The organism is Mangrovicoccus algicola (genome assembly GCF_014903745.1).
In the GTDB taxonomy this organism is placed as follows: domain Bacteria; phylum Pseudomonadota; class Alphaproteobacteria; order Rhodobacterales; family Rhodobacteraceae; genus Mangrovicoccus; species Mangrovicoccus algicola.
In genome coordinates, this window is sequence record NZ_JACVXA010000032.1 from 45,954 (window position 1) to 59,770 (window position 13,817).

Here is a 13,817-nt window from a genome sequence, read left to right on the forward strand (position 1 = left end):
GCGCAGGCGGCAGCGCAGAAGCGACGGCTGCGGGTCGTCAACTCAGCCGGTGGCGGAACAGCCAGGCCGCCAGCGGCAGCGTGACAGCGGCGACGCAGAGCAGCGGGATGAAGTTCGGCGCGACATCGGCGAAGGTGGCCCCCTCCAGATAGACGCGCCGCACCGTGTCTATCCCGAAGCGCAGCGGGTTCACATAGGTTGCGATCTGCAGGATCTGCGGCATGTTCCGCACCGGCGTCAGAAGCCCCGACAGCAGCATCAGCGGCATGATCAGCATGAAGGTGTAGAGCATCGCCTGCTGCATCGTCAGCGATATGGCGGAGATGGACAGGCCGATCCCCACCGCCGCGATCGTGAAGGTCACGAGCCCGAGATAGAGCAGCCAGACCGATCCGGCCATCGGGATCCGGAACCAGAACAGGATGATCAGGAAGATGATCGTCGATTGCACAAGTCCGATCAGGATCGAGGGCACCGCCTTGCCGATCAGGATCTGCGATGGCGTCAGCGGCGTGACCAGCAACTGGTCGAAAGTGCCCTGTTCCCTTTCCCGCGCCACTGACAGGGCGGCCAGCATCAGCGTCTGCAGCATGCTCAGCGAGGCGATCATCGCGGGCATCAGGTTCCAGCGGGATTCGTAGTTCGGGTTGAACCAGGCCCGGCGGACGATGCTGATCGGGGACTCCACGCCCAAGGACTGGTTGTAGGCGGCAACGATTGACCCTACCTGCGCCGCCGCAGCCCCTGCCGTGGCCGAGTTGCGCCCGTCGAGGATGACCTGCATCGGCGCGTCGCCCGGTGCGGCCAGCCGCGACTCGAAGTCAGGCGGGAACACGATCACCAAAAGCGCGTCGCCACTGTCTATCCGCGCGGCGATCTGGTTGGCGTTCTGCAGCGTGGCGACCCGCTTGAACACGCCGGTCCCGTCGATGCGGGCGGTGATCTCTCTCGAGGCGGCGCCGCGGCTCTGGTCGAGGACCGCGTAAGGCGCATGGGTCAGGTCGTAGGTCGCGCCATAGCCGAACAAGAGCGTCTGCATCAGCGCCGGCGCCAGCAGCAGCGCGCGGCTGGAGGGATCCTTGAGCAGCGCCAGCAGCTCCTTCTGGATCAGGGCGAGTGTCTGGCTGATATACAGGACAATGGCTTGCATGGTGTCAGTCCAGCTTTTTGGCCAGCGTGCGGCGGGCGATGAGCACCAGCACCGTCGCATAAAGCGCGAGCGTCGCATTCGCGCGCAGGATCTGCGGCCAGTAATCCCCGGCCATGAACAGCGTCTTGATCAGACCCATGAAATGCGTCGCCGGCAGCAGGTTGCTGACGACCTGGATCGCGACCGGCACGTTGCGCAGATCGAAGACGAAGCCCGACAGCATCATCGCCGGCATGAAACTGGCCAGCAGCGCCATCTGGCTGGCCGCGAACTGGTTGCGGGTCAGTCCCGAGATCACCAGCCCCAGGGCGAGCGATACCATCAGGTAAAGCATCGAGGACAGGATGATGATCCACAGCGACCCGCGCATCGGCACGCCGAACAGGAACTTGGCGGCCAGAAGGCACATCACCAGGTCGATCATGCCGATCACGACATAGGGGGCAAGCTTGGCCAGCACCATCTCGGTCGGGCGGGCCGGGGTCACGAACAGCGATTCCAGCGTGCCGCGTTCCCATTCCCGCGCGATCAGGAGCGAGGTGAGGAACGCGCCGATCAGCGTCATCACCAGCGCGATCAGCCCGGGCACGAAGAACCAGGTGCTGTCACCGGCCTCGTTGAACCATGTCCGCTGGACGACGCTGACCGAGGCGCTTTGGGCTGCCGTGTCGGCCTGGCGGTCGGACAGGTGCAGAAGCGCGTTCGAGATCGCACTGTTGGCATAGCCCTCGATCGCCTGCGCGGTGCCGGAATCGACGCCATTCAGGATCAGCTGCAACTGCCCGCCCCCGGCGGCGAGGTTGCGGGTGAAATCTGCCGGGACCCGAAGGATCGCATCGGCCTCGCCCGCGCGGATCATCTGCTCCGCCTCGACCATGGAACGGGTCCAGACCGGGTTGAGATAATCCGATCCGACCAGCCCCGCGACGGCGTTCACGGTGGCCGCCGAACTGTCCTCCATCACCACTGCCACGCGGGCGTCGGTGACGTCGAAGGACAGCCCGTAGCCGAAAAGCAGGATCAGCACGACCGGCAGGGCCAGCCCGACAAACAGGTTGCTGCGGTCGCGCAGCATCTGCCGCGTTTCCTTGCGGATCAGGGCGACCAGCCGGGCACGGGCGGCAGACCGGCTCATGCGGCAGCCCGCCTGCCGCGTTCGGCGCGCGCGGACTCGACGATGGCGATGAAGGCGCTGTTCATGTCCCGCGCCCCCGCGGTTCCGGCCATGTCGCGCACCTCGCGCGGGGTGCCGATGGCCAGCATCTCGCCCGCGTCCTGGATGGCGATCCGGTCGCAATATTCGGCCTCTTCCATGAAATGGGTGGTGATGATGATCGTCACGCCCCCTTTCGCCAGCGCGGTGATCGTGCGCCAGAAGGCCCGGCGCGCCAGGGGATCGATGCCGCTGGTCGGCTCGTCGAGGAACAGGATCTCGGGCTGGTGCAGCAGCCCCGTCGCCATCGCCAGACGCTGCTTGTAGCCGCCGGGCAGGAGCCCGCTCTTCGCCTCGGGATCCAGGTCGAACTGTTCGATCATCGCCGCGATGCGGTCGCGCAGCGCCCGCCGCCCCAGCCCGTAGGCGCTGCCGAAGAACTGAAGGTTCTCCCGCACCGTCAGATTGCCGTAGAGCGCGAATTTCTGCGCGACATAGCCGATGCGCGCCCGCGCCTGCGCCCGGGCCGTGCGCAGGTCGCGTCCCGCGACCTCGAGATGGCCGCTTGTGGCGGGAAGCAGGCCGCAGAGCATCCGGAAGGTGGTGGTCTTGCCCGCGCCGTTGGGACCGAGCAGGCCGAAGATCTCGCCCCGCCCGACATCGAAGGACGTGCTGGCAACCGCCGTGAAATCGCCGAACTTGCGCACCAGATCCCTGACGGCGATCACAGGTTTGCCGTCCTTCGACGGGGTTGCGACCTCTGCGGGCCGGGTCGCCGCCAGCGAGGCCGGGGCTTCGTCTTCCTGCTGGCGCAGCAGCATCATGAAGGCGTCTTCCAGTTCCTCCGGCCGGGCGGAGGTTTCGATGCCGTCGAGGAGGTCGCCCATGCGCGGCTCGTCGGCCCCGGGCTGGCGGATGAAGCGCACATTGCCGCCCTGCGGCACGGCGTCGATCACCAGATCGGGCCTGTCGATCAGCCGGGCCTGAAGATCGCGGGCGGGTGTGCCCGCCGGTGTTTCGGCGGTGAAGGTCAGCCCCCCGGCCTTTTCGCGCAACGACCCGGGCGGGCCGTCGGCCAGAACCCGCCCCTTGTGCATGACGAAGACCTGCGCGCATCGCTCGGCCTCGTCCATGTAGGAGGTGCTGACGACGACGCTCAGGCCCTCGTCATCGACAAGCTGCTGAACGATCTTCCAAAGGTCACGGCGCGACAGCGGATCGACCCCGACGCTGGGTTCATCCAGCAACAGCAGGTCGGGCGAGCGCACCAGGGTGCAGGCGAGCCCCAGCTTCTGCTTCATGCCGCTCGACAGCTTGCCTGCCGGACGGTCGGTGAACCGCGCCATGTCGGTCATCTCGAGCATCCGGGCGAACCTGTCCTCGCGCTCGGAGATCGGCACGCCATGCAGGTCGGCATAGAGGTCGAGATTTTCCTGCACGCTCAGGTCCTCGTAGAGGCCGAAGCGCTGCGGCATGTAGCTGATGCGGTCCTGCACCCGCTGGGGGTGGCGGGCGACGTCGATGCCGAGCACGCGCAGCGATCCTTCGTCCGGCGTCATGAGGCCCGCGAACATGCGCATCAGGGTGGTCTTGCCCGCGCCGTCCGGGCCGACCAGCGCCGTCAGCTCGCCCTGACGGATGGAGAGGGACAGACCGTCCACGGCGCGCAGGTCGCCGAGATCGGCGTCCCGGAAAACCTTCGTCAGGGCATCGGCCGAGACCGTCAGCCCGGTCATGACACCGGCTCGACCGGCAACCGGACCGTGACCGGCTGGCCCAGCCGCAGGCTGTCGGCCGCATCTTCGACGATGATCCGGACCTCGTAGACCAGGCTGGTGCGAAGCTCTTCCGTCTGCACGGCTTTCGGCGTGAATTCCGCCACCGAGGAGATATAGCCCACCTGTCCCGCAACCGGTGTGTCGGGATGGCTGTCGGTGGTGACCTGCGCGTCCATGCCCGGCTTGATCCGGCCCAGATCCGCCTCGCGGACATAGACCCGGATCCATTTCGGTTCGGTGAGGGCCAGGGCAAAGACGGGCGACTGGGAGGTCACGATGTCGCCGGGCTCGCGCAGGCGGGACCGCACGACCGCATCGCTGGGCGCGGTCAGCGCGCCCTGGCCGATCTGATAGCGCAGGTGGTCAAGCTGGGCCTCGGCCCCGCGCAACTGCGCCTCGGCGGCCGCGATCTCCTCGGGGCGCGTGCCGGCAAGCAGAAGATCGAGCGCCGCCTTGCTTTGATCGACCAGCGCATTGGCTGCGTCGGCCTCGGCCACGGCGCGATCCATGTCCAGCTGACTGACCGCGCTGCTGGAACTGGTGATCAGCCGGGCGACCCGATCGCGATGGATATTGGTCAGTTTCGCCGCGGCTTCGTCGGAAGCAAGCTTGGCGCGGGCCTGGGCGATTTCCTCCGGCCGCGCGCCGTCGCGCAGCTCGAGCAAGGCCTGTCGCTGCGCCTCGACGGCGGCCTCCTGCGCCTTGGCCTGCAATTCGAGGGCCTGGGTGTCCAGTCGGCCGATCACGGCGCCCTTGCTGACGACATCGCCTTCCTCCGCCAGAAGCTCGATGATCCTGCCCGAACCGTCGAAGGCAAGCGCGACCTGGCGGATGTCGACATTGCCGTAGAGGGTGAGGCCGTCGCTGCCGGTCTCGTTGCGCTGGTGCCACCAGTAGACGCCGCCGGCCAGGACGAGGATGGCGATCAACACGAGGGGAAGGAACTTCTTCATGGTCGGCCCTTGGCAGGTTTCGGAGGTGAGGCGAGGTCGGTGCGGCAGAATCTAAATCGAATTTAGAGACCGCGATTGCGGCTGTCGAGTCAGTCCTTGCGCGGAGGGGCCAAGAGGATGCGCGTTCCGAACCAACGCGGCGAAAGGCGAACCCGGCAGCCGCCCTGTCCGGGCCCATCCTTGCCGCCCTTCTGCTGCGCCCTGCGGCGGGCTCCGCAAGATCCGCTCCGATGCGACGCGCCCCCGTTTCAGACCATAGGCAGAGATTGGGCCCCATCGTATCTTCGCAATTGCCGAGCGCGCAAAGAGGCAGGCATCGCCAAGATCGGCAGGTACGGTCATGGCAGCGCAAACCATGGAATTTCGAGATGTTTCTGCCTGGCGGACCGCCGGTCGGACGCGTTGGACCTGAACGCGCGGCATTCTTCGGACGGCCGCGGAACGGAAGCTTCCGATTGACACGCGCCGGCCGGGAGGTCAGTCCCCTGACAGGGCGGGACGCATTGTCTCGTCATCCACCATCACAGCCCGAACCGCCGGAGCGGAACACGCGTCATGAGCGATGCACGGCCGAGAAAGAAACGCACCTCCAGGTCCGACGGGGATCTGACCCGTCGGACCATACTCGAAACCGCCGGAGAGATGTTTTCTTCGGCGGGGCTCGCCGAGACGACAAACAAGGATATCGCGGCACGGGCGGAGGTCGATATCGCGTCGATCAACTACCACTTCGTCAATCGCGCCGGCCTGTATCAGGCCGTGCTGACCGAGGCGCATCGCAGGATCGCTGACCGCTCCGATCTGGAGCGGATCGTCGGCAGCGACCTGTCAGCCCAGGGGAAACTGAAGGAGCTGCTGCGGTTCCTTCTGGGCGGGACAGCGCGCGAACTTCAATGGCCGCTCATCCTGCTCGGGCGCGAGATTCTGGCACCCACGACGCATTTCGCCATCCTTCAGCAGGAAGAGATCCTGCCCAAGTTGCAGCTTGTCCTGCCATTGCTCAGCGAGATCAGCGGCATCCCGGCCGATGACCCGGTGCTCTTGCGCTGCCTGCCCTCGATTGCGGCGCCCTGCGCCTTGATCGCACTGGTGGGACGCGGCGACAGCCCTCTTGCCGAAGAGCTGAATTCCGCACCGCGCGACGCGCTCGTCGAACAACTGTACTGCTACACTGTCGGCGGACTCGAAGCCGTCAGCCGATGGCACCGCGGGAAGGACACGCCTCGCGGCGAATGACTCTCTGCCTGAGGAAGTCCAGCCGCCCTTTGCTGCGAGCGCCTCGCCGTAGACACTGCCCGAGGTCTGCTCCTTGCAGCTTTCGAAAGGGTGGATGCTGAGGATCGCCGGGGAGCGCTTGTCTGCCTCGAAGGCTGGCGGCAGGTGGATGTCCGCCGCGATGTGCCAGGCCATGTAGGGGTTTTGAAATGCCACGCTGCCCATGGTGTGAACTCCTTGAGTGTCAAATGGCAGAGGCTGCGCCGGATCAGGCGCCGAGCTTTTCCCGGAAGAACGGCGCCAGCACGCTGACCGCCTCGCCGATGAATTGCGCGCCGTCGTAGAGGTCCATGTGGTTGGCGCCCTCGACGACGTGGAACGGCTTGTCGCCGCTTGCGGCACGGGCATAGAGGTCGTCGCTCATCCATTTGCTGCCCGCCACGCTGCCGACCACGATCTGCAGGGGCTGGGTCAGGAAGGCCTCGGCGAAGCTGTAGGCGTCATAGCTGATCAGCTGGGTCAGGCTGCGCGCCAGCCCGTAGCCCGGGGCGGTCGCGCATTGCGCGCGTTGAGTGTGGTAATACTCCCAGGCCTGGCGCAGCTCCTCGTTGGGGGCATCCTCTTCCTTCATCGGGGCCATCGGGATCTGCGCCAGATCACCGCCGGTGGCCAATGCCCGTGCATCCGCAGTGCGGGCGGCGGCGCCGGCCTCGAGGAAGGGCAGCGCGTCGGCATCGGTCACGTCATTGTCCCAGCCATTGCGGAACATCGCGCCGATATTGACCGCGCTGACCGTGCCGACGGCCTTGATCCGGTGATCGTTGATCGCGGCGTTGGCGGTGTAACCGGCCCCCGCGCAGATCCCCATGGCGCCGATCCGGTCCGCATCGACGTAGTCCAGCGTGGTCAGATGGTCGAGGACCGCGCTGACATCCTCGGTGCGGATGTAGGCGTTCTCGAGCTGGCGCAAGCGCACGGGTCAGCACCGGATAGTCGCGCCGGATCCTGTCATCGGCGGCAAGCGCCGTGTTGCGCACCAGTGTCCCGATCTTCAGCCCGCCGTCAGGGGTGGGCGCGATCTCGTCGAGGCCGAGGCCGTTCACATCGATCAGATGCGTCGGCGTCTCGATCTCGAGCTTCATCAGGTCCAGCAGGTTCGTGCCGCCGGCGATGAATTTCGCGCCCCCGAATTCCGCGGCGCGGGCGGCGGCGGCCTCGGCGCTGGTGGCCTTCTCGTAGGAAACGCCCTCATGCCTGCTCCTCCGCCACTTCGGTGATCGCGGCGAGGATGTTGGCATAGGCCCCGCAGCGGCAGATGTTGCCCGACATCCGCACGCGGATCTCGGCGTCGGTGATCCGGATCGTTGCCGTCAGATCACCGGTCACGTGGCTGGGAATGTTCGCGCGGATCTCGTCCAGAACGGCGCGTGCCGACTGGATCTGGCCCAGGGTGCAGTAGCCGCACTGGAACCCGTCATGGCGGATAAATGCGGCCTGCATCGGATCGAGCGCCTGCGGCGTGCCGATGCCCTCGATCGTTTCGATCTCGTCGCCTTCGTGCATCACCGCGAGGCTGAGACAGGCGTTGATCCGCCGCTCCCTGAGGTCGAGCTCGACGTGTTTCCGAGGACAATCTGATGTTTTCACGAAGAATAGTGGGGATGTCCCAAGCTAGGATAGAATGTACCGATGCCAACCGGACACGTCATAGGCCGCATTATGTACAGACGATAGACAGGTCCGGGCGCGGGGGCGTGCCGCGCCCGGGTGCTATTGCGGCGGCGGGGTCAGGCGCGGCCCGGTCCCGTCCAGCTGCGACAGCATGCCGGCCAGGGCCAGGTCGCCGGGATTGGCGCTCACGGCCCGGTCCAGGACATGCCGGGCCGCCTCGGGTCCCTCCAGCGCCGCGGCCAGCCGCGCCTGCATCACCCAGGCATCGACATGCTGCGGGTCGAGATCCGTGACCTCGCCGAAGGCCTGCAGCGCGGCGGGAAAGTTGCGCATGGTCAGGGCCATGCCGCCGATCTGCAGATGCGTCTCGGGGAAGCCCAGCCGCGCCTGCATCGCCGCCTGCCAGTCGCCCTGGGCGCGGCGCAGATCCTGCGCGATGGCATCTGGGAAACGCGCCACCGGCAAAGCCAGCATCGCCTTGGCCGCCGCGATGCGCACGTTGCGCGAAGGATCGTCGAGAAGCCCGGCCAGCCGCTCGGCCTGGGCCTGGGCGGAGGCGCCGCGCTGCGCGTCGACCGCGGCGGCGCGGACCATCGGATCGGGGTCCTGCAGCAGTCCCGCGACGGCATCCGCCGCGGCCTGCCCGCCGCCCTGGCCCAGCATCCACAGCGCCGTGGCCCGCACGATGCCGGGCTCCTCCGACCGCGCCAGCAGCGCCAGGTCGCCCGCCGCCGCCGCCGGATCCGCCGTGCCGCGCGCCAGGATCTGTCCGAAATGCGGGCCGCGATGGGTGCTGTCGGGGAACCAGTCCTCCAGGATATCGGCGGCCCAGGCGGGGCTGCGGTCGTCATGGCAGGCGGTGCAGGCATCCGGCGCGCCGGTTTCGGCGGAAAGATCGGGGCGCGGCACGCGGAAGGAATGGTCGGCGCGCGCGTCATTGCCCATATAGACCTGCTCGGGCATGTGGCAGGCGCGGCATTGGGCGCCGGGGCTGCCCTCGGGGTGGTGATGGTGTTCGGGCGCGTCGAAGACCTGCAGGGGCAGGCTGGGGAAATCCGGGTTGCCCGCCGGACTGTGGCACTGGGTGCACAGGCTGTTATCCTCGGTCAGGCGTTCGCCGGAATGGGCATCGTGGCAATTGGTGCAGGTCACGCCCTTCTCGTGCATCTTCGATTGCAGGAAGGATCCCAGCACATAGACCTCGTCGCGGATCTGCCCGTCGGGCCAGTAGAGGCCCGGGCGCAGCTGTGCCAGGTTGTAGGCGTCGTGATAGGGCGTGCCCGGCAGCGGCGAGCTGTCTTGGTAGGCCTCGCGCCGCGAATGGCAGCCGCCGCAGGTATCCATGAAGGCCCCCGGCGCCGAAGGATCGTTGGGGAATCCGCCGGCCGCGGGCATGGGCTCCTGCGTGGTCTCCCAGTCCCGGGCCCAGTCCAGATGCGCCTGTCCGGGACCGTGGCAGGCCTCGCAGCCGACGCCGATTTCCGATTGCGTCGCGGCATAGCTGCGCGTGGCGGGGTCGTAATTGGCGGCGAAATCCGTGGCATGGCACACCGCGCAGCGCCCGTCCCAGTTCTTGTAGGGGCCGCTCCAGTGCAGCGCGTCCGCAGGGGCCAGCGACTGGTCGGGATAGAGGTGGAACCATCGGCCCGCCTCGGTATCCCAGACCACGTCGAAGCTCTGCCGCCGCCCCTCCCCGGTTTCCAGGAGGTATTGCTGCAGCGGTTCGATGCCCACGACCGACTGCACGTCGTATTGCGTCACCGATCCGTCCAGCTCGGTCACCGTGACCTGGCGCGTTCCGTCGGCGGCGATGCCGAAGGCGGCATGCATCGCGCCCAGATCGAAGCTGGTGCCGCCGAAATCGGCGCGGATGTTCTCCGCGCTGGCTTCGGTCCAGGCCGCGGCGTGATGCGAGCGCTCCCAGGCTGCGGTCTCCGCCTCGTGGCAGCCGGTGCAGCTGTCAGAGCCGACATAGCCCCCGGACTCCGCCTGCGCTCGGGCGAACGTCCCGGCCAGGCAGGCAAGGAGGATGGCAGGCAGCAGGAATGGGCGCATGTCGGGTCCGTGGCTGGGGCTGGCGGGCGGGCTCGGCCCAACCTGTCAGGGAAAGGCGGCGGCTTCCATGGCCAGAATGGGCTTGCGCCAGAGGGTCGCGGGACGGCTTGCCATCCGGGGCCGGGCGCGTAGGATGCCGCGCGCCGCCTTCCGGCCCAAATCGGAGTGTCCCCCATGTATACCGGCATCGTCCAGACCGTCGCCCCCGTCACCCGCCTCAGCCGTCACGAGGGCCATGTGAGCCTGACGCTCGACCTGCCGCAGGCACGGGTCGCTGACCTGCAGGTCGGGGGCAGCGTCGCGGTGGAGGGCGTCTGCCTCTCGGCCACGGCGATCGAGGGCACCGAGGTCAGTTTCGACGCGATGACCGCCACGCTGGAGCGCACCAATCTGGGGCGGCTGGAACCGGGGGGGCGGGCCAATGTCGAACGCTCCATGCGCATGGACGAGGAAAATGGCGGCCATGTCGTGGCGGGTCATGTCTCCTGCACGGCGGAACTGGTCGCGGTGAAGACCGATGGCGCGGGCGCGCATCTTGCCTTCCGCGTTCCGGCGCCCTGGTCCGGCTACATCTTCGAACGCGGTTTCCTGGCGGTGAATGGCTGCAGCCTGACCGTGGCCGAGGCGGCGGGGGACGTGTTCACCATCTACCTGATCCCCGAGACGCTGCGCCAGACGACCTTCCCCGATTACCGCGTCGGCGATGCCGTCAATATCGAGGTCGACCACCAGACGAAGGTGACGGTCGACGTGCTGGAACGGACGCTGGAGCGGCTGCTGCCGCGCTATCTTTCCCGCGCCTGAGGCTCAGAACCACAGCGCCGTCAGCCCGATGCGCAGCGCGATCCCGACCGCCGCGCCCAGGGCGGCCGGTTTCCACAGCCCTGCCATGAAGGGCAGCGCCGCCAGGAAGATCGCCAGCCCCGCCAGGTCCAGCGACTGGAACAGGATGGCGGCCGTGGCGTTCAGCTGGTCCGGCGCGATCACCGTCGTCGCGCCGGGTGCCATCAGCATCCCCACCACCGCGGTATTCCCGGCGATCATCTTGGTGATCAGCGGCAAGAGCAGCGCCCGGTCCAGCCCCAGCGCGCCCAGCGGCGCGGCCAGCAGCGACTCCAGCTGGCCGATGGCGCCGCTGAGCACCAGCAGCTCCACCCCGAACAGCGTGATGATCAGCATCGGCACCATGCCCGCGATCATGCGCAGCGCCTCGGATCCGCCGCGGTTGATCGTGCCGATCACCGACCGGTCGGGCACGGGATCCTGCCCGCCATAGGTATCCGCGCCGCGTGTATCGGGCAGGCCGCGGCCGAAGAGGACCTGCACGCTGGCCCCGGCGGCCAGCGACCCCAGCACCGAGATGGCGATGGCCGGGCCGATCTCCAGCCCCAGCCGCACCAGCGGAAAGGTGGCATTCGCCGGCGCGGCGGCCATGCAGGCGGCATAGGTCGCGGCCAGCCGCCGGGGGGAATGGCCGCGCGCCTGCATCATCGCCAGGACCGGCACCGGCGCGACGGCGCTGACGAAATGCGCCTGCAGGATCGCCAGCGTGCCCAGCCCGCCCAGCCCGAAGGGCCGCATCGGCCGGGCGAGGACCCGCTCCAGCCAGGCCAGCACGCCCCAGCCTTCGAGGAAGCGCAGCAGCACCATCAGCACGACCATCAGCGGCATGAAGATGTAGAGCGCGGTATAGAGCGCATTCTCTCCGGCGGCGAGGATCGCGCCGACTATGGCTTCCATGGCAGGTTCCTTCCCTGCCCCGGCAGGGGGCATCCCCTCTGGCTAGCGGCCGGGTCTCTCCATGACCAGCGATGCGGGCGCATGGCTGGCATGCGCAGGGTGCAGGGACTCCGGGGCCCCGCGTCGGCTCAGCCCCAGATGCCCTTGCGCAGCATGTTGCCCGCCAGGATCAGGATGGTCAGCGCGAAGACCAGGCGCAGCCGCTCGGGGCTCAGCCGGTGCGCCAGGCGCACGCCCAGCGGGACGGTCAGCAGCGTCACCAGCGTGATCAGCACGACGGAGGGCAGGTTGACATAGCCGATGGTCAGCGGCGGCTTGTCCGCGATGTTCCAGCCGGTCGCCAGGAAGGTCAGGAAGGCGGGCACCGAGATCAGCAGCCCGAACCCGGGCGAAGTGCCGACCGCGCGGTGCGGCGGGACACTGTAGGCGCTCAGCAGCGGCACGGTGAAGGACCCGCCGCCGATCCCCATGAGCGCCGAGAAGAAGCCGATCACCGCGCCGTAGAGGCCGCCCAGCCCGCGCCCCGGCAGGCGGTCCGAGAGCCGCCAGCTGCGCCTGCCCAGCAGCATGTAGAGCCCGAGCGTGACGCCGATCATGCCGAAGACCACCTGCAATTGCTGCGATCGCAGCGCGGCGGCGGCGAAGACGCCCAGCACCGCGCCCGCCGCGATGAACGGTCCCCAGTCGCGGATCAGCCGGCGGTCCACCGCGCCGCGCCGGGCATGGGCCGTGACCGAGCGCAGCGAGGTGAAGATGATCGTGCCGGTCGAGGTGGCCACGCAGATCTGCATCAGCTGCGCGGGCTCGTAGCCCAGCACGTGGAAGGCATGGAAGAAGGCCGGGACCAGGATGATCCCGCCGCCGACCCCCAGCAGTCCCGAGATCACCCCCGAGACCGCCCCGGCCGCCGCGATGATGAGGGCAAGCGTCACCAGCTCCACGGGCGGGCCTCCGGGTCGGGACGGTATTCATCGGGCATGACGGTCCTCGCTGCGTCTCTCGGCCGGTCCCGGCATGCCGGGGCCTGCCCCCCGTCCTACACAGGCGCCGGGGACCAGGCGACCGCAAACACGGACCTGCAGGGCGCCCATGCATGCAGCGCAAGGCTCGGCCCGGGGCATCCCGGATGGCCGCGGGGAAGATCCCCCGGGCGCAGCGCCCCGCCCGGCCCGGCTCCGCATCTGCCCGGACGGGCCCGCCGGGGCCGGCCCCCGCGGCGCAGGTCGGATTCGGTCAGCGACCCAGGATCAGGCCGAGGATCACCGGCGCCGTGCCGAAGCCGTCGCGGTTGAGGAAGAAGCCCATCCCCCCGAAGCCCAGGGTCAGCCCCAGTTCGAAGACGGCGCCGTTCACCCCGTAGACGCTGATCATGCAGAACATCATGATCAGCGGCATCATGATCCGCATCGGCACGCCGAGGATGCGCGCGAACAGGCGGATCCCGAAAAGCTGGATCAGGAACATCGCGCAACCGGCGAGGAGGAAGGCCGGGAAGATGGCATAGACCAGCGAGGCCTTCTGATCGAACAGCGCGGGACCGGGACGGGTACCCTGGATCGCCAGCCCGCCCGTCAGCACCGCGATTGCGACCTCCCCGGGCACGCCGAGCGTCCGCATCGGGATCAGTGCGCCGCCTGCAGTGGCGTTGTTGGAGCATTCCGGGGCGATGAGCCCCTCGGGGGAGCCGGTGCCGCATGTCCCGGGCCTGCGCGACATGCGGCGCGCCCGGTCGCAGGACAGGAAGGTCGAGATCGCCCCCCCCGCCCCGGGAATGGCGCCCGCGATCACGCCGATCAGCGTCGAGGCGGCCACGACCTTCCAGGCGCGGGCAGTCGGCCCGAAGGGCGGGCGCGCCCGGTCGAAGCTGCGGGCCCCGGTTCCGGCCGCGGGGGGGGCCGGCGCGGTCATGGACATCCTGCAGCACCTGTCTGACGGCGAAAAGCCCGATCAGCGCGGGCAGCAGCCCGATGCCGGTGATCAGGGCGGGGCCCCCGCCGGTGACGCGCAGCGCCCCGATCATCGGATCCGCCCCCCCGTGGCCAGGAACAGCCCCGGCAGCCCCGCGATCAGGCCCGCCGCCGCGCCCCGGTCGGTCGGCGTGG

13 protein-coding genes and 1 pseudogene are annotated in these 13,817 nt (G+C 68.5%); 3 read left to right on the forward strand and 11 right to left on the reverse strand.

The annotated features are described in order from the left end of the window. Positions 1-37 precede the first annotated feature (37 nt). The 4 genes from ICN82_RS11415 to ICN82_RS11430 are packed head-to-tail and all read right to left on the reverse strand — an operon-like array spanning position 38 to position 5,034. On the reverse strand, positions 38-1,150 hold the full coding sequence (locus ICN82_RS11415; RefSeq protein WP_193182813.1) for an ABC transporter permease: 1,113 nt from the start codon (positions 1,148-1,150) through the stop codon (positions 38-40). 4 nt (positions 1,151-1,154) lie between these two features. Next, complete coding sequence (locus tag ICN82_RS11420) at positions 1,155-2,285, reverse strand: ABC transporter permease (protein ID WP_193182815.1); 1,131 nt, start codon at positions 2,283-2,285, stop codon at positions 1,155-1,157. Further along, positions 2,282-4,039 carry an ATP-binding cassette domain-containing protein gene (locus ICN82_RS11425; protein ID WP_193182817.1) on the reverse strand — a complete coding sequence of 586 codons (1,758 nt, stop codon included), beginning with the start codon at positions 4,037-4,039 and terminating at the stop codon, positions 2,282-2,284. Before ICN82_RS11425 ends, ICN82_RS11420 begins: the two co-directional genes overlap by 4 nt. Beyond that, positions 4,036-5,034: an HlyD family efflux transporter periplasmic adaptor subunit gene (locus ICN82_RS11430; protein WP_193182819.1), complete on the reverse strand. Its 999-nt coding sequence runs from the start codon at positions 5,032-5,034 to the stop codon at positions 4,036-4,038. Before ICN82_RS11430 ends, ICN82_RS11425 begins: the two co-directional genes overlap by 4 nt. 555 nt (positions 5,035-5,589) lie before the next feature. Between ICN82_RS11430 and ICN82_RS11435 the strand changes: the two genes are divergently transcribed. Next, entirely contained in the window at positions 5,590-6,270 is a 681-nt protein-coding gene (locus ICN82_RS11435) for a TetR/AcrR family transcriptional regulator (protein WP_193182821.1), read from the forward strand. Between the two features lie 247 nt (positions 6,271-6,517). On the opposite strand, the gene ICN82_RS11440 is transcribed toward ICN82_RS11435, so the two are convergent. From ICN82_RS11440 to ICN82_RS11455, 4 genes and pseudogenes are all read right to left on the reverse strand, one after another. Further along, positions 6,518-7,225, reverse strand: coding sequence for an alpha/beta hydrolase (locus tag ICN82_RS11440; RefSeq protein ID WP_330998995.1), 708 nt, complete (start codon positions 7,223-7,225; stop codon positions 6,518-6,520). A 52-nt stretch (positions 7,226-7,277) separates the two neighbouring features. Further along, positions 7,278-7,547, reverse strand: a pseudogene (locus ICN82_RS11445) (FAD binding domain-containing protein); the annotation flags it as partial. Further along, a complete protein-coding gene (locus tag ICN82_RS11450; RefSeq protein ID WP_193182823.1) occupies positions 7,498-7,896 on the reverse strand; it encodes a 2Fe-2S iron-sulfur cluster-binding protein in 399 nt (132 codons plus the stop codon). The pseudogene ICN82_RS11445 and the gene ICN82_RS11450, both read right to left, overlap by 50 nt. A gap of 123 nt (positions 7,897-8,019) precedes the next feature. Continuing rightward, positions 8,020-9,975, reverse strand: a complete 1,956-nt coding sequence (locus tag ICN82_RS11455) for a HEAT repeat domain-containing protein (RefSeq protein WP_193182825.1) — start codon at positions 9,973-9,975, stop codon at positions 8,020-8,022. Between the two features lie 174 nt (positions 9,976-10,149). Between ICN82_RS11455 and ICN82_RS11460 the strand changes: the two genes are divergently transcribed. Then, on the forward strand, positions 10,150-10,779 hold the full coding sequence (locus tag ICN82_RS11460) for a riboflavin synthase subunit alpha (protein ID WP_193182826.1): 630 nt from the start codon (positions 10,150-10,152) through the stop codon (positions 10,777-10,779). 3 nt (positions 10,780-10,782) lie between these two features. Here ICN82_RS11460 and ICN82_RS11465 read toward each other — a convergent pair whose 3' ends face one another. The 3 genes from ICN82_RS11465 to ICN82_RS11475 form a co-directional block, all read right to left on the reverse strand. Next, on the reverse strand, positions 10,783-11,715 hold the full coding sequence (locus ICN82_RS11465; protein WP_193182829.1) for a nucleoside recognition family protein: 933 nt from the start codon (positions 11,713-11,715) through the stop codon (positions 10,783-10,785). Positions 11,716-11,843: 128 nt separating this feature from the next. After that, positions 11,844-12,656 carry a sulfite exporter TauE/SafE family protein gene (locus ICN82_RS11470; protein ID WP_193182831.1) on the reverse strand — a complete coding sequence of 271 codons (813 nt, stop codon included), beginning with the start codon at positions 12,654-12,656 and terminating at the stop codon, positions 11,844-11,846. 292 nt (positions 12,657-12,948) lie between these two features. Then, on the reverse strand, positions 12,949-13,623 hold the full coding sequence (locus tag ICN82_RS11475) for a tripartite tricarboxylate transporter permease (RefSeq protein WP_193182833.1): 675 nt from the start codon (positions 13,621-13,623) through the stop codon (positions 12,949-12,951). Between ICN82_RS11475 and ICN82_RS21310 the strand changes: the two genes are divergently transcribed. Then, the coding region (locus ICN82_RS21310) for a hypothetical protein (RefSeq protein ID WP_226898440.1) at positions 13,622-13,817 on the forward strand (196 nt) is incomplete at its 3' end. The two genes, ICN82_RS11475 and ICN82_RS21310, sit on opposite strands and share 2 nt — an antisense overlap.